Annotated in this window: 18 protein-coding genes; all 18 read right to left on the reverse strand. The window is 56.5% G+C overall.

From position 1 onward, the window contains the following. Positions 1-52: 52 nt before the first annotated feature. The gene (locus tag ACE418_RS01720; RefSeq protein WP_416448889.1) at positions 53-685 is read right to left on the reverse strand and encodes a class II aldolase/adducin family protein; all 633 of its coding nucleotides are present in this window, start codon (positions 683-685) and stop codon (positions 53-55) included. A gap of 12 nt (positions 686-697) precedes the next feature. After that, on the reverse strand, positions 698-1,462 hold the full coding sequence (gene speD / locus ACE418_RS01725; protein ID WP_416448890.1) for an adenosylmethionine decarboxylase: 765 nt from the start codon (positions 1,460-1,462) through the stop codon (positions 698-700). Positions 1,463-1,489: 27 nt separating this feature from the next. Next, positions 1,490-1,987 carry a metallophosphoesterase family protein gene (locus ACE418_RS01730; RefSeq protein ID WP_416448891.1) on the reverse strand — a complete coding sequence of 166 codons (498 nt, stop codon included), beginning with the start codon at positions 1,985-1,987 and terminating at the stop codon, positions 1,490-1,492. Continuing rightward, positions 1,984-2,574 (reverse strand): XTP/dITP diphosphatase, encoded by a 591-nt coding sequence (locus ACE418_RS01735; RefSeq protein WP_416448892.1) that lies wholly within the window; start codon positions 2,572-2,574, stop codon positions 1,984-1,986. The genes ACE418_RS01730 and ACE418_RS01735 overlap by 4 nt, the downstream gene beginning before the upstream one ends. Before the next feature lie 11 nt (positions 2,575-2,585). Continuing rightward, entirely contained in the window at positions 2,586-3,248 is a 663-nt protein-coding gene (locus ACE418_RS01740; RefSeq protein ID WP_292260038.1) for a coenzyme F420-0:L-glutamate ligase, read from the reverse strand. A gap of 14 nt (positions 3,249-3,262) precedes the next feature. Beyond that, positions 3,263-3,805, reverse strand: coding sequence for a hypothetical protein (locus ACE418_RS01745; protein ID WP_020311568.1), 543 nt, complete (start codon positions 3,803-3,805; stop codon positions 3,263-3,265). 36 nt (positions 3,806-3,841) lie between these two features. After that, the gene (gene murI / locus ACE418_RS01750) at positions 3,842-4,645 is read right to left on the reverse strand and encodes a glutamate racemase (protein ID WP_416448893.1); all 804 of its coding nucleotides are present in this window, start codon (positions 4,643-4,645) and stop codon (positions 3,842-3,844) included. Next, positions 4,635-5,084 carry an acyl-CoA thioesterase gene (locus tag ACE418_RS01755; RefSeq protein ID WP_416448895.1) on the reverse strand — a complete coding sequence of 150 codons (450 nt, stop codon included), beginning with the start codon at positions 5,082-5,084 and terminating at the stop codon, positions 4,635-4,637. Before ACE418_RS01755 ends, murI begins: the two co-directional genes overlap by 11 nt. A gap of 250 nt (positions 5,085-5,334) precedes the next feature. Continuing rightward, positions 5,335-5,679 carry a YkvA family protein gene (locus tag ACE418_RS01760; RefSeq protein WP_416448896.1) on the reverse strand — a complete coding sequence of 115 codons (345 nt, stop codon included), beginning with the start codon at positions 5,677-5,679 and terminating at the stop codon, positions 5,335-5,337. 11 nt (positions 5,680-5,690) lie between these two features. Next, positions 5,691-6,599 carry a hypothetical protein gene (locus tag ACE418_RS01765; protein WP_416448898.1) on the reverse strand — a complete coding sequence of 303 codons (909 nt, stop codon included), beginning with the start codon at positions 6,597-6,599 and terminating at the stop codon, positions 5,691-5,693. Positions 6,600-6,656: 57 nt separating this feature from the next. Further along, entirely contained in the window at positions 6,657-7,394 is a 738-nt protein-coding gene (locus tag ACE418_RS01770; RefSeq protein WP_416448900.1) for an SDR family NAD(P)-dependent oxidoreductase, read from the reverse strand. A 10-nt stretch (positions 7,395-7,404) separates the two neighbouring features. Next, the gene (locus ACE418_RS01775) at positions 7,405-8,193 is read right to left on the reverse strand and encodes a sulfite exporter TauE/SafE family protein (protein ID WP_416448901.1); all 789 of its coding nucleotides are present in this window, start codon (positions 8,191-8,193) and stop codon (positions 7,405-7,407) included. Between the two features lie 67 nt (positions 8,194-8,260). After that, entirely contained in the window at positions 8,261-9,406 is a 1,146-nt protein-coding gene (locus ACE418_RS01780) for an MGDG synthase family glycosyltransferase (RefSeq protein WP_416448903.1), read from the reverse strand. A gap of 115 nt (positions 9,407-9,521) precedes the next feature. After that, a complete protein-coding gene (locus ACE418_RS01785) occupies positions 9,522-9,800 on the reverse strand; it encodes an HU family DNA-binding protein (protein ID WP_044504084.1) in 279 nt (92 codons plus the stop codon). Between the two features lie 40 nt (positions 9,801-9,840). Continuing rightward, positions 9,841-10,866, reverse strand: a complete 1,026-nt coding sequence (gene mazG / locus ACE418_RS01790; RefSeq protein ID WP_416448905.1) for a nucleoside triphosphate pyrophosphohydrolase — start codon at positions 10,864-10,866, stop codon at positions 9,841-9,843. A gap of 41 nt (positions 10,867-10,907) precedes the next feature. Beyond that, entirely contained in the window at positions 10,908-11,630 is a 723-nt protein-coding gene (locus ACE418_RS01795) for a hypothetical protein (RefSeq protein WP_416448906.1), read from the reverse strand. Positions 11,631-11,730: 100 nt separating this feature from the next. Next, positions 11,731-12,216, reverse strand: coding sequence for a MarR family winged helix-turn-helix transcriptional regulator (locus ACE418_RS01800; protein ID WP_416448908.1), 486 nt, complete (start codon positions 12,214-12,216; stop codon positions 11,731-11,733). A 126-nt stretch (positions 12,217-12,342) separates the two neighbouring features. Further along, positions 12,343-14,076 (reverse strand): proline--tRNA ligase, encoded by a 1,734-nt coding sequence (locus ACE418_RS01805; protein WP_416448909.1) that lies wholly within the window; start codon positions 14,074-14,076, stop codon positions 12,343-12,345. Position 14,077 lies beyond the last annotated feature (1 nt).

The raw sequence follows: 14,077 nt of genomic DNA on the forward strand, positions 1-14,077 counted from the left end.
GCTCGTGGTTCGTGCTGAAAAAGAGCTTGTCGCACAGGCGACAAGCTCTTTTTCACTGCTTCAAATACCAGCTCAGGGGCTGGGCTTTGGCAGTGGGATTATTTTTTTGCTGGCCGCTGGCGGCGGCGAAGATGAGAGAATCGCGGTACATTCTCGCGACGGTTTCCAGTGTTTCCAGGCGGTAAAAAGCTTGTGCCAAATTCTTGCCGACGGTGGCGGCGCCATGGCGTTCCATGAGCAAGACGTCGGCTCCTTCTGCGGCTTCGGCACAGGCCGTGGCCAGTTCTGCCGATCCCGGCGGCGCATAGGGCACCGTCGGCACCGGCCCCAGGACCAGGGCCCCTTCCGTGACGATGTCCGGCCGGAAAGGGATGCCGGCTACGGTCAGGGCTGTGGCCGTGACGGGATGGGCATGGATGATGGCTCGGACGTCTTCCCGCTTCCGATAAATTTCTAAGTGGAGGGCCGATTCCGACGAGGCCTTCCCCGTCCCTTCCAGGACGTGGCCGTCGAGGTCGACGACGAGCAGGTGCTTCGGCTTCAATTCCTCTTTGGGCACACCGGACGGCGTGATGACGACCGTTCCGTCGTCACGGCGGAAACTGATGTTGCCGTCACAGGCTGCGACCAGGCCGGCTTCTTTCATTTTCTGGCCGATACGGCACAGTGTTTTCTTGGTATCCAAACTCTCGCCCCCTTAGCGCATGGATGGCATATTGCGGCCATTGTAGATCTCCAGCATTTCCTGGCGCACCTGGCGGCGTATCTGCTGCTGCTGCCGCGGCGTTAGATCTTCTTTGGTGATATTGAAGAGATAATTATCCAGGTCGAAGTCGTGCAGGACCATCTTGGTATGGAAGATGTTTTCCTGATAGACGTTGACGTCAATCATATCGTAGCGGTTGCGCGTGGCCGGTGCGATGTAATTCTGGATGGAATTGATACGGTGGTCGATGAACAACTTCTTGCCGTTCACATCGCGCGTAAAGCCGCGGACGCGGTAATCGAGGGTGACGATGTCCGAATCGAAACTGTCGAGGAGATAATTCAAGGCATTGAGCGGCGAAATGCGGCCGCACGTAGACACGTCGATATCGGCCCGGAAAGTCATGATGCCTTTCTGGGGATGGCTTTCGGGATAGGTATGGACGGTCAGATGGCTCTTGTCGAGATGACAAACGACATCGGCATCGTGCACTTCCTCTTCGGAAATGAGGATGGTAACGCTGGCCCCCTGCGGGTCATAATCCTGGCTGGCGACATTGAGGACGTGGGCGCCGATGATATCCGACACATTGCGCAGGATCTGGGTCAGCCTGTCGGCATTGTACTGTTCATCGATGTATTCGATGTACTGACGGCGCGACTCATCGCTGACGGCATAACAAATATCATACATGTTGAAGCTCAGGGTCTTGGTCAGGTTGTTGAACCCGTAGAGCTTGAGTTTATTCGTTTTCATGAATCTTATCATCCATTTCTGCTGGAATTACCGTTCGATTTCGTGAAAGGCCACGTCGGTAATGACGCCGTCATCGATAGACACGATGGCATACGTCCCCTTCCGGCCATCCCGGGGCAGACCGATACTGCCGGGATTGACGACCCACATCTCTCCATCCATCTTGACGAAACGGCGGTGCGTATGGCCAAAGGCGACGAGGTCCGCCTGGTTCTGGCGGCCCAGTTCGACGAGCTTCTGCCAGCGCCGTTCGCCATACCACTGACAGCCATGGATGGCGACGATACGAACGCCGCCGACGGTGACGCAGCGGCATTCCGGATCATTCGTGTGAGTCATATAATCATTATTGCCTAAAACGGCATAGACGGGAACGCCTGTATAGATGGCCAGGTCTTCGCCGTCGTCACAGTAGTCGCCGCAATGGATCCACGCCGCCACATCAGGCGCGGCATCAGCCATGCGCGACAGACATTCGAAACGGCCATGGCTGTCACTGACCAGGCCGACGCGGACCGTACTCATGACAGGGCCTCGACGAGCTTCTTCAAGGCTTTGCCGCGGTGGCTGATGGCGTTCTTCTCTTCCATCGTCATTTCGGCCATGGTCTTGCCCTTTTCGGGAACGTAGAAGAGCGGGTCATAACCGAAGCCGTTATCGCCGGCATAGAAGTCGCGCAGGACGCCGTCACAACTCCCTTCAGCGGTCACCGTCCGGCCGTCGGGCCAGATGAGGACAAGGGAACAAATATAGTGGACCGTGCGCTGTTCCGGCGGGAACGCCGCCAGGTCGGCGATGAGCTTCTGGTTATTGGCTTCATCATCGCAGTCCGGGCCGGCATAACGGGCCGAATAGACGCCGGGACGGCCGCCGAGAGCATCGGCGGCGATGCCCGAATCGTCAGCCAGGCAGGGCAGCCCTGTCGCCTTCATATAATACGAGGCCTTGAGCAGGGCATTTTCGGCAAAGGTCTTCCCCGTTTCTTCCGGTTCGCTGATATCGGCGATGACATCATGGACGGAAACGGCTTCATAGCCTAAGGGCTCCAGGATGCTCTTGAACTCCCGGATTTTTCCGGCATTGTGCGTTGCCAGTACGATTTTCTCTGCCACAGGCATTCTCCTTAGTCTTTGTTCCGGTTCTTGACGAACTGGGCGTAATTCTTGATGACGACGATCGGCGTCTTCTGGGAGGCATTGCCAAAGGGGTTGTCGATGAGGATCTTGGCGATTTCCTTCGGGTTCAGGCCTTTGCTATGGCCGAGGACAGCCGAGCGCTTGAGGTCGTTGACGTCGGCGACGACGGCACCGTAGCAGCCCATGCGCTGTTTAATCTTTTCGGCGACTTTATCCGGTTCAGCCGGACCGTAGACGATGCATTTATCAAAAGGCGGCATGGTGCCGGTGACGTCGTCTGTGAGCGATGCCTGGCGGCATTTAGCATACCATACGCCGTTCTTTCCGACGAGTTTAGCCAAAAAGCCGATGAAGAACCAGAACATCATCTTCCATTCGCCTTCGAGGTTCATTGCGGCCTGCATGCCATAGAGGCTGGCCATACTGCCTTCACCGGGGACGAAACGGCGCATGAGGCGGGCCTGCCACGACGGCGTCAGTTCTTCCGGACGGGTATAGCGGCGCTGGGTAATGGCGACGACGCTTTCGGCCGAGCAGACCAGGTCGTCCGGGCCGACGATATCTTTTGCATATTCTTCAATGACATCGACAATATCATCTTTATCCGTAAGGATTCTCGTTTTTACAGGTACTAATTCTAATTCTGCCATCTCGTTAAAACCTCCTAGTTCTGTTCCAATGCATGCTGTACTTCCGAAGCCTTCAAGGTGATGCGGGCTTTATGGATGTACCATTCGCTGCGGGAAACGACCTGATATACCAAATCGATGGGCATGTCAGGGAAGGTCTTCAAGTCTTCGCGGATATTGCCGTCTTTGCTGACCAGGGCGATAGTGACGCGGATCATGCCCTTGTCGCCAGGATTGAAGATGACCGATTCCCAGTAGTTGTCATCGCGTTCAGCCGCTTTATTGGCCAGCTGGGAATGGACGATGACCTTGTCGTACTGTTCGCGGGGCAGCAGGGTACGGGGATAGAAGTCCATGATGGTACCGAGCTGACGGCCGGCGTTGTGGAGAGGGACTTCCGTTTCAAAGACAGCCGTATCCTGGGTCATCTGTTTCAGTTCAAACGGTTTGCGGCGACGGGCTTCGATGACGAAGCGGGCATCCCCCTGCCGCCAGGCAAAGAGGCGGAATAAAAGGTACAAGACAGCGACAATGCCGATGACGGCAATGACAACATTGAGTAAGACATAGAAAAACACGACGCAAGACTCCTTTATATAATATTTTAATAACCATTAAGTGAGGGAAATTTCTTCAGCCGTAAATTCATTGGCCGGGATGAGGTGCTGGGCCAGGCGGGATCCGCGGCCGCTCTCTGCCGTAAAGCACAGGCGGAGGCTCCCCGGTTCCGGCTGCTTATTGAGGAGACCATCTTTTTTCAGGACATCCAGCGTTTCCAGGGCCATTTCATGTGCTGGATCGACAAAAGCGATGGAGTCGCCGCAAAGCTCTTCAAACAAGGGCTGGACAAAGGGGAAATGAGTGCAGCCGAAGATAGCCGTATCGGCACCGGAATGAAGGACCGGTTCCGTATAGCGTTTCAAGGGCTCGCGGATTTCCGGGCCGTCGAGAACGCCCCGTTCGATGAGATTGGCCAGGGCCGGGCAGGACTGCTCGACGATTTCGATGTCCGGGTCCATGGCGGCGGCGACTTTGCGGTGGCTGTGATTGGCAATCGTAAGCGGTGTGGCAAAGACGGCGATTTTTTTGGTCGCGCTGATTTCCCGCGCCGTCCGCAGGCCCCGGCTCATGCCGATGAGGGGATACGGCACTTCCTGGACGACCGCATCATAAGCGACGGCCGTCACGGTATTGCAGCCGATGGCAACGAGCTTGACGCCCTGAGCCGTCATGAAGCGCAGGATATCCCGCGTATAGGACAGGATTTCCTCCGGCGTCCGCGTCCCATAGGGATTGCGTTTCGTATCGCCGACATAGATGATATTTTCATGAGGCAGCAGCATCCGCAGCTTGGCGACGACCGTCAGGCCGCCGACGCCGGAATCAAAGACGCCAATAGGCTGTGCATTACGTTCCATGGACCCCTCCCCCGGCCTGGGCAGCCGCTTTGTCTTCGGCATACATGGCCTGTAATTTCTTATAATCGGCTTCATCGAGGCGGGCGACTTTGCCGCTGTCCTTATGGGCAAAGACGTTCTGCGTCGTCCCCGTCGCCAGCAGGCGGTGGTCATCGTGGTTAACGATGCGGTATGAAAAGACCATCTGTGCCCGGCTCAGCTTGACCAGCCGCGTCTCGATGTCGATGGTATCGGCATAGTTGATGGGGCTGATGTACTCGCAGGACACGCTCTTGATGGGATACGAGATGCCCTGGTCCAACAGGGCGAACAAATCGATGCCGGCAGCTGCCAGGTATTCGCAGCGGCCGCACTCGAACCAGCGGATATGATTGGAATGGTGGGCAATGCCCATCATGTCGGTTTCATAGAACCGCACTTTTTCAACGACAGTAATCATAAGTTCTTAACTCCTAACTATATGCATCTTACATCATGCACACGCATACTATTTTACGATGAGGAACTATGTTTGTCAAAGGAAAAAGAGGCTGTCCCATAAAGACAGCCTCTTTTTTCGTTCATCGTAGGTCGTTCATTGCAGGTCGTAAATACTGCCCCTTACGATGAACGATGAACTACGAACGACAAACGATTAAGTAAAAGGGGCCGTGCATGATGGCAAAGCCCTTCAGCCGGCATCCCCCGCTTCACACATGGACGCGGAAGAAGGGGAACATATGACGTACTTTTTCACGGTGTTCCGGCTTGACGTAGGTCCCGGCCAGACGCAGGGCCGCTGCGACGACGGCGGCGTCATCGAGCCAGCCGAAACCGGCAAAGACATCCGGCACGAAATCGAAGGGCAAAATGACATACCCCAAGGCTCCCATGAGGGCCAGTTTGATGAACTTCGGCGTGTCTTCATCCTGCATGCAGTAAAAAATCGTCAGGAGCTTCGGCAAAAAGTGGACCTTCCTCCCTGTCTTGCGGACAAAGGTGACGAATTTGCCTGGTGTATAAAAACGTGCAAAAAAGCGCAGTACCTTCCACATGGGCATTCACCTTATTTCTTATCTTCCAAAGGGATCTTGGCATCTTCTACGGCAGCTTTCACCTTATCTTCGACAGAGGCCGTAGCGCTGTCAGCGGCGGCAGCTTCCGGTTCTGCTGCTTCTTTAGCCGGCTCTGCGACCGTTTCTGCGGCTTCAGCCGTGCCTTCCGCTTTCCCGGCTTCCTCGTTTTTCGTTTCTTCGGCTTTTTCTTCTACGATTTCGTCGACCAGGTCGTCGTGATGGCGGACGGTGTGATAGAGTTCTTCCCCTTTTTCCTTGACGTCCTGGAAGCGGTCCTTGGCGACGCCGCCCCATTTCTTCATGAAGTCGATGGTTTCATCGCCGAGGGGGACGTTCTTCAAAGGATTTTCTTTGAGCTTGTCGACTTGTTCACGGGCCTTGTCCTTCCATTCACCCATCATGTCGATATAGGGACCCATGTCGGTAGGCATGCCATCCTTCAGCCAGCGCTGGGTGACGCGGCCCAAACTATAGGTGATGCCGACGGCGACCGGTACCTGGATGGCGCTGAAAGGAATGATCGTCGTCAGCAGGCTGCCGGCGACGCGGCTGCCGACGGCGCCCAGGAAGGCGATGAGGGCCCGTTCGCTCAGTTTGACATCATAGACTCTGGCGATGCGGCTGACCAGATAGACTTCATTGGCCATGAGGGCGACCGTCCCGACGAGCGGCGCGATGACGATGGCACCGGCCCGGGCAGCGGCCCAGCGGCACAGCATTTCGACTTTCACGTCCTTGTCTTCCGTCGATTCTTCCATGGCCTTGACGACACTGGCTGCGGCATCTTCGGCCTGCTGGGACTGGGTCTTCATATCGGCCAGTTCCTGTTTCAAGGCGGCAATTTCTGCCTGCAGTTCTTCGACTGTCTTGGCTTCTTCTTTGTATACTTCTTCTGCCATAACAAACACCCCATTCTTTAACGTATTAAAATTTATACTTTATATTTTCCCATGTTTCTACCAGCTTGTCAAACCCCCATCGACAGGAAGTGCCACGCCGGTGATGAACGATGCATCCTCACTGAGGAGAAAGGCGATGGCTTTGGCCACTTCATCGGCCCGGGCCAGGCGGTACAAGGGGTACTGCTCTTTCATGGCATCCCGTGTCGTATCGGGATGGTCCCGGAGCTGCTGTTCCAGCATGGGCGTTTCCACGTCGCCGGGACAGACGCAGTTGACCCGTATCTGGTGCGGGGCCGCTTCCAGGGCCAGGGACTTGGTGAAAGCCACGACAGCGCCCTTCGTCGCCCCGTAGAGAGAACAGGCTATGTTACCCTGGAGGCCGGCGTCGCTGCTGACGGTGACGATGCTGCCCGGCCGGCGCCGCAAGTGCGGCAGCGCATAGCGGCAGAGCGATATGGTCCCGAAGACGTTGATAGAAAAGAGACGCTGCATATCGGCAGGCGTGACATTTTCCAAAAGGCCTTCTTCGTAGACCCCCGCCGACGTGACCAGGCCGTCGATGCCACCGAAACGCGAAACCGTCTCTTCGACCATTTTGCGGCAGTCGTCATCACTGGCTACGTCGCCCTGGATATACCAGGTCCGGTCCGGACAAGCCAGAAAGGCCAGAGCGGCCTCCCCTTTTTCCCGATGGCGGCCGCTGATAGCGACGTTCCATCCCCGTTCCAGCAAGACTGCTGCTGCCGCCAGGCCGATGCCCGACGTACCGCCGCTGATGAGTACCGTATCCATCGTGTCCCTCCTACATGATGCCAAAATAAGATAACCCCAGCTTACCGATGAGGACGACCGTCACGGCCAGCATGACCAGGCGGACGAAGCCCGTGCCGCGGCGGATGGCCAGGCGGGAACCGAAGAAAGCGCCGGCAAAGATGCACAGGGCCATGGCGATGCCGTAGACGTAGAGGATCTGACCCCACCAGATGAGGAGGACGAAGGACGTCACATTGCTCATGAGGTTGAGGATCTTGGCATTGCCCGCAGCCGTGACGAAGTCGAAGCCCAACGCCGCAAAGCCGACGATGAGGAAGGTCCCCGTCCCCGGCCCGATGAAGCCGTCGTAAAAGCCGATGCCCAATGCCATGGCCAGGGCGGCCAGGACATTGCCCCGGGTATTGCCACTGTACGTACTGGCGGCGCCGAGCTGGCGCTGGCTGAAAACGAAGACCGCCGCCGCGATGAGGGCGATGATGATGATGGGCTGGAGCCATTCACTCTTCAAGTGCAGCATGACCAGGCAGCCCAGAATAGCGCCGATGAAGGTCCCCGGCAGGATCCGCTTCAAGAGGCTCATGTCGACCTTACCGGCCCGCCAGAACTGCCAGGCGCTCATGACGGCGCCAAACGTCGCAGAAAACTTATTGGTCCCGATGGCCAGATGCGGCGGCAGGCCGGCTGCCAAGAGGACGGGCAGCGAAATGAGGCCGCCACCGCCGGCGATGGAATCGACGAAACCGGCCAGGAAGCCGCCGGCCATGATGAACAGCAGCAGCGACGCCGACAGGGTCGTATGAAAAAGTGGGAATTCCATGAAAAATTACTCCTTTTAGAAAAAAACTCCTCTTGCTTCGCAGCGCGAAACCGAGGAGACCCTTTTCTCAGTGTTCATATATCAAGTCCGCTGCCGCTCCCGCTGTCTGGGGCCGCAGAAGGCGGACGATTTCTTTGCCGATGATCCGCGCACCGTCGCGGTGGCAATCGAGGCTGGCTTCGGACATGGCCGCCAGCTTGTCGGGATGCGTCAAGAGGTCTGCTACGACGGAAACGAGGTCTTCCTGCTGCTTGACCCAGCGGGCACAGCCTTTGGCCTGCATGTACGTCGCATTGGCTTCTTCCTGGCCCGGGATAGGGCTGTACAGGACCATGGGCACCTGGACGGCTGCCGCTTCGGTACAGGTCAGGGCGCCCGGTTTGGTGACCAGCAGCGACGCCTGGCACATGAGCTGGGGGATCCGGTTGGTATAGCCCAGGATGTTGACGTCGTGATGCAGTTCACTGCGCATCTTGGACAGTTCGTCATAGAGATCGGCATTATAGCCGGTGACGACGGTGAAACGGTCCACGGCGTCGAGGCGGTCGAGCAGCGTCAGGGACTGTTTGATAGACCCCATACCCAGGCCGCCGCCCATGATGAGGACGTTCTTATCTGCCTCATGGGCGGCATCCCAGTGCCAGCGTTCCTGTTCAAAAGCCTTGCGCACAGGGATCCCGGAGACGACGATCTTGCCGGCGTCGATTCCCTGTTCGACGAGCTGGTCCTTGAGCTGGGACGCGGCGACGCAGTAGACATCGATCTGAGGATAGACCCAGAGCTGATGGATGGCAAAATCGGTGATGACGCCGACCAGCGGGATATTGAGGCGGTGCTGGCGCTTGAGGAGCGCTGCCGCCCCTGCCGGGAAGGGGTGGGTAAAGACGAGGACATCGGGCTTCTTTTCGGCCAATACCCTGAGCATCCGCCGCTTGAGGCCCCAGGCAAAGAGCGTCTTGACGACGAGTCCCTTCTTATATCCTTGTGACGAATAGTACATCAAATCGTACAGCATGGGAAAGACATCGAGAATCTTGATGTACGTTTCCTTGACGATGTTGTCGATAGACAGGACGTCGTTGGACAGGAAATCCAGGTGTTCCACTTCACATTCTTCGGGAATGGTCTTGACGTATTCTTCTATCGCCCGTGCTGCCTGTGTATGCCCCGTACCGATGGATGCGGACAGGATCAGGACTTTCTTCTTTGTCATGCATGATACCCTCTTTTATAAACAGCATTAGTCATGGTAGCTTACACTACTATGGTACGACAATTTGCAAGAAAAGAAAAGGGCCGTTTTTCATGCGGCCCTTCGGAATCGTACCTTATTTGTTGTTGACCAAATCTTTGAGCTGTTTGCCAGCTTTGAAAGCCGGGGTCTTGGATGCTTCGATCTGAATCGGTTCGTTGTTGCGCGGGTTGCGGCCTTCGCGGGCTTTACGCTGACGGACTTCAAAAGTGCCAAAGCCGATGATCTGTACTTTATCACCCTGTGTGAGGCTGTCGCTGATAGCTTCGAATACAGCTTTTACAGCTTTTTCAGCATCTTTCTTGGTCAAATCGGATTTCTGTGCGACTGCAGCGATTAATTCTGTTTTGTTCATAATACTAGGTCCTCCTTTAAATCGTTACATCTGCGTAACGCTAACTATCTGTATTTTCCTTCTGCCGTTCTATCTGTTTGGCTTCCTGCCAGAACGAGTCTAGCTCATCCAGCGTAAAAGCATCCCACGGCCGGCCCGACTGGCGGACCCGGTCCTCTACGTGAGCAAAGCGGCGTCGGAATTTACAGTTAGCCCGATGTAACGCACATTCCGGCTCTATATGATAGTGTCGGCATAAATTTGCAAAGACGAACAGGACATCCCCAGCTTCTTCTTCGGCGTGGACGGGATCACCTTCGCCAAGGGCCTGGCGGAATTCCTCCCATTCTTCATGGAACTTATCCCAGACGCCCTGGACATCAGGCCAGTCGAAACCGGTCTTGGCCGCTTTTTCCTGAAGTTTGTCTGCAGCCAGGAGCGACGGCAGTCCAGGAACGACGCCGTCCAGCAGGTGAGCGTGCTGCTGGCGTTGTTCGCCTTGCTTTAATCTATCCCAGTTTAACATACTCGTACCTATGTTTTCAAGGCTTTTTTGGCTAAAAACGTAGGGATGACGCCGAATCATCTTATCGGTGACGTCTTTTACGACATCTTGGGCCGAAAAAAGGCCTTTTTCCTGGGCGATGCGGGCGTGGATGGCGACCTGATAGAGGATATCCCCTAGTTCTTCCCGGATGCCCTCCACATCATGGCTGTCGATGGCATCGAGCATTTCATAGACCTCTTCGATGAGGTAGCGGCGCAAGGTCCGATGGGTCTGTGCCCGGTCCCAGGGACAGCCGTCTTCCTGGCGCAGGCGCGCTGTCACGTCGACGATGGGCGTCACGTCGAAAGGCATGGATTCGGCACTAACCCCTTCCCGTTTCCGCGCTTCTTCCAGGAGCTGGCACACGGCTTGGGCCATGGCCGGCCCGCCTGGGACGGTATGGACGACGGCGTGGAGGCGGCTCTCGCGCAGCAGCAGCTCGACGACTGGCGCATAGGTCTCGGCAAAGGACTTCCCGTCCCGGCCATATGAATCCAGCGGCTTGTCGTCGTTCCCCAAGGGGATGATCTTGATTTCCATAACAGTTCCTCATTTCCCGGCAAATATGCCTATGCCTGTCATTATAACACGGAGTCCGCCATTTGTCGCGGCCTGGCAGGAAAAAGGACATCCCACAGGACCTGGCGGATATAGGGGGCATAGGTCCCCTGCAAAGCCGTCCCCGGTCCCTGGCAGGCTGCCGTGACGATATCCGAGAGGATCCGGGCCCGGGCCGGCGAAAAGGCACTCCGCCTGCCGGCCAGGCCCTGCAGATTCCGAAGGGTAAAAGCCGCCCGTCCATAGTCTTCCTTGACGATGAGCCAGCGCACCTGGAACAGGACCTGTACATCGCGATGGAAGCGGCGCAGGCCGCCGCATCGGTCCCACCAGGCATAGAACCGTTCTTCCTGCCTTTGGCGCAGGCTCAGCCGCAGCAGGGCGACAGATGGCCGCAGGTAACGCTGGCGGTCATACGTGCCGGGCGGCTGCATCGCCTGGAGCTGCCGGGCCCGGTCATAGCAGCGCTCGGCCTGTTCGTAAGCCCATCGGGGCCGGCTGGTCAGCGGCCATTGGCCAGCCCGTTCCAGGAGGACGCCCAGGAGATAGGGATAGTCCGGCTGGTCCGGCTGCTGGCGGCAGGCCGTGAGCAAATCCCGGGCCATTCGGCGGCAGCGGCGGATCCGGCCGGCCTGGCCCTTCGTCCCGCCCAGGGGCAGGCCATAGAGCAAAGAGAGTTCTTCCAGCAGGGACGAGTGCAGGGACAAGTAATGAAAGTCCTGGCGGAAGTGACGAGGCAGATACATGAGCAAACCTTCTTTCTTTTTCCATTTTTTCCAGTCTAGCAGAGAAAAATGAAAAAAACCTGAAAAGCAAGGCTTTTCAGGTTAAGATTTGCTGAGAAAATCATTTCTGGCTCAGTTTCGCCAGCAGGCGGATGAGTTCGGCCTGCTCTGCTTCGCTGAGGCGGTTCATGAGTGTCGAAATGCGCAGATAATGGCCGGGCAGTACCTGGTCCATGAACTGGCGGCCCCGGGCCGTGAGACTGACCTTTTTGCCCCGCTTGTCAGCCTGGTCGATGACGACGGTCGTCAATCCATCGCGGACCATGCGCTTGACCATGGTCGTAATCGTCGCTCGGGTCACACCGGTCTTCTCAGCCAGTTGGGACGGCGCAATGCCATCCGGGTTCTGGTGTAGGACAATCATGACCCGCAGTTTCCCCTGAGACAGGTGATACTGTTTGGCCAGGACGTCGTTGATAGACGAACGGATAATCTCAGCCGCCTGGGAAATGCGCAGCATAGCCAGGACTGCCGACGGTTCGATTTCCGGAATGATCCGGGCGTGTCTTTCCAATTCTTCCCGCGTCGGGAATGCTTCAAATCTCATAGACTTCCCCTCTTTTTGGTTAGCTCGCTAATTATTTTCTAACTCAAAGTATAAAATAAAACGGGGAAAAATACAAGTTTTTTCCCCGTTTTACCGAAATATTTTTTTATTGTATACGCGTTATTTTTACATATTCTTACTGCGCAGGTCAGCCAAGATTTCCTGGACGCGGGCAACAGCCTGGCCGATGGGAACGACTTCCTGTTCGCCAGTCCGGCGGACCTTGATTTCTACGGTGCCTTCGGCAGCGCTCTTCTTGCCGACAGTGACCCGGACCGGATAGCCGATGAGGTCGGCGTCGTTGAATTTGACACCAGCCCGTTCATTGCGGTCGTCGAGGAGGACATCGGCCTTAGCAGCCTGCAGGGCCTGATAGAGGTCGCCGGCAATGCGGACCTGGTCCTGGTCCTTGCTGCTGACCGGCACGATGGCCACTTCAAAAGGTGCGATGGCAACAGGCCACATGATGCCGTGTTCATCGTGGAACTGTTCGATGGCGGCCGCGATGGTACGGGTGACGCCGATCCCGTAGCAGCCCATGACATAGGGTTTGGCCTTGCCATTCTGGTCGAGGAAGGTCGCATGGAGGGCTTCGGAATACTTCGTGCCCAGTTCAAAGACCTGGCCGACTTCGATGCCGCGGACGATTTCGACAGGTGCACCGCAGTGCGGGCATTTGTCGCCAGCGACCATGTTGCGGATGGTCGTGACCGTCACGTCTTTAAAATCCCGCGACGGATTGACGTTCTGATAGTGATAGCCGGCCTTATTGGCACCGGTGACGCCGTTGGGGACGTTCATGGCCGACGGGTCGACGAGGACGAAGAACGTTTCATTATCCGGCTTGTCGGCACCCATAGGGCTCATGTATCCCGGCTGGAGGCCGTGGGCCTTCAGCTCATCTTCCGTTGCCGGTTCGATGGCATTGCCGCCGACGAAGTTCTGGACAGCGATGTCGTTGACTTCGTGGTCGCCGCGGACCATGCAGAGGACCGTCTTTTCCCCATCAATCGTGAAAGCGACGGCTTTGATCGTCTTTTCGACAGGGATGTGCAGGAACTGGGCCAGGTCTTCGATGGTCGAGCAGTTCGGCGTTTCAATGAGTTCTACGTCTTTTGCGTCTTCTGCCGGCATTTCGATGGCCTGAGGGAGAGCTTTTTCGATATCGGCAGCATAATCACATTTCGAGCACGATACGATTTCGGCTTCGCCGGCCTGGGCCAGGGCCATGAATTCATGGGTGTGATTACCGCCGATCTGGCCGCTATCGGCTTCGACGGGCTTGAAGTTCAGGCCGCAGCGCGTAAAGACACGCGTATAGGCATCGTATTCATCCTGATAGCTCTTATGCAGGCCTTCTTCATCGACGTCGAAGGAATACGCGTCTTTCATGATGAATTCACGGCTGCGCATGAGGCCGAAACGCGGACGGATTTCGTCGCGGTATTTGTTCTGCATCTGCCACAGCGTGATAGGCATCTGTTTATACGAACGCAGTTCATTGCGGACCAGGGTCGTAATCAATTCTTCGTGTGTCGGCCCGAGGCAGAAATGATTGCCATGGCGGTCTTCGAGTTTGAACATTTCCGGTCCATAGGCATTCCAGCGGCCCGATTCGTGCCAGATTTCAGCTGGCTGCATGATGGGCATCATGATTTCCTGGGCGCCGATATTGTTCATTTCTTCGCGGACGATGGCTTCGATCTTGAGTTCGACCCGGCGGCCTAAGGGCAGGAAAGAATACAAGCCGCCGCCATTCTTGCGGATCATTCCGGCTTTCAACATATACTGATGGCTGGCGATTTCGGCGTCTGCCGGGATTTCCCGCAGCGTCGGACTATACAATTTCGATGCTAACATG

This window comes from Megasphaera jansseni (assembly GCF_047974155.1).
In the GTDB taxonomy this organism is placed as follows: Bacteria; Bacillota; Negativicutes; order Veillonellales; family Megasphaeraceae; genus Megasphaera.

Excerpts from the sequence above, each read along its gene's own strand:
- mazG (WP_416448905.1), bottom strand. The coding sequence starts at position 10,866 with ATGGAAATCAAGATCATCCCCTTGGGGAACGACGACAAGCCGCTGGAT.
- ACE418_RS01780 (WP_416448903.1), bottom strand. The coding sequence starts at position 9,406 with ATGACAAAGAAGAAAGTCCTGATCCTGTCCGCATCCATCGGTACGGGG.
- ACE418_RS01795 (WP_416448906.1), bottom strand. The coding sequence starts at position 11,630 with ATGTATCTGCCTCGTCACTTCCGCCAGGACTTTCATTACTTGTCCCTG.
- murI (WP_416448893.1), bottom strand. The coding sequence starts at position 4,645 with ATGGAACGTAATGCACAGCCTATTGGCGTCTTTGATTCCGGCGTCGGC.
- speD (WP_416448890.1), bottom strand. The coding sequence starts at position 1,462 with ATGAAAACGAATAAACTCAAGCTCTACGGGTTCAACAACCTGACCAAG.
- ACE418_RS01805 (WP_416448909.1), bottom strand. The coding sequence starts at position 14,076 with ATGTTAGCATCGAAATTGTATAGTCCGACGCTGCGGGAAATCCCGGCA.
- ACE418_RS01755 (WP_416448895.1), bottom strand. The coding sequence starts at position 5,084 with ATGATTACTGTCGTTGAAAAAGTGCGGTTCTATGAAACCGACATGATG.
- ACE418_RS01730 (WP_416448891.1), bottom strand. The coding sequence starts at position 1,987 with ATGAGTACGGTCCGCGTCGGCCTGGTCAGTGACAGCCATGGCCGTTTC.
- ACE418_RS01785 (WP_044504084.1), bottom strand. The coding sequence starts at position 9,800 with ATGAACAAAACAGAATTAATCGCTGCAGTCGCACAGAAATCCGATTTG.
- ACE418_RS01765 (WP_416448898.1), bottom strand. The coding sequence starts at position 6,599 with ATGGCAGAAGAAGTATACAAAGAAGAAGCCAAGACAGTCGAAGAACTG.
- ACE418_RS01800 (WP_416448908.1), bottom strand. The coding sequence starts at position 12,216 with ATGAGATTTGAAGCATTCCCGACGCGGGAAGAATTGGAAAGACACGCC.
- ACE418_RS01775 (WP_416448901.1), bottom strand. The coding sequence starts at position 8,193 with ATGGAATTCCCACTTTTTCATACGACCCTGTCGGCGTCGCTGCTGCTG.
- ACE418_RS01740 (WP_292260038.1), bottom strand. The coding sequence starts at position 3,248 with ATGGCAGAATTAGAATTAGTACCTGTAAAAACGAGAATCCTTACGGAT.
- ACE418_RS01760 (WP_416448896.1), bottom strand. The coding sequence starts at position 5,679 with ATGTGGAAGGTACTGCGCTTTTTTGCACGTTTTTATACACCAGGCAAA.
- ACE418_RS01770 (WP_416448900.1), bottom strand. The coding sequence starts at position 7,394 with ATGGATACGGTACTCATCAGCGGCGGTACGTCGGGCATCGGCCTGGCG.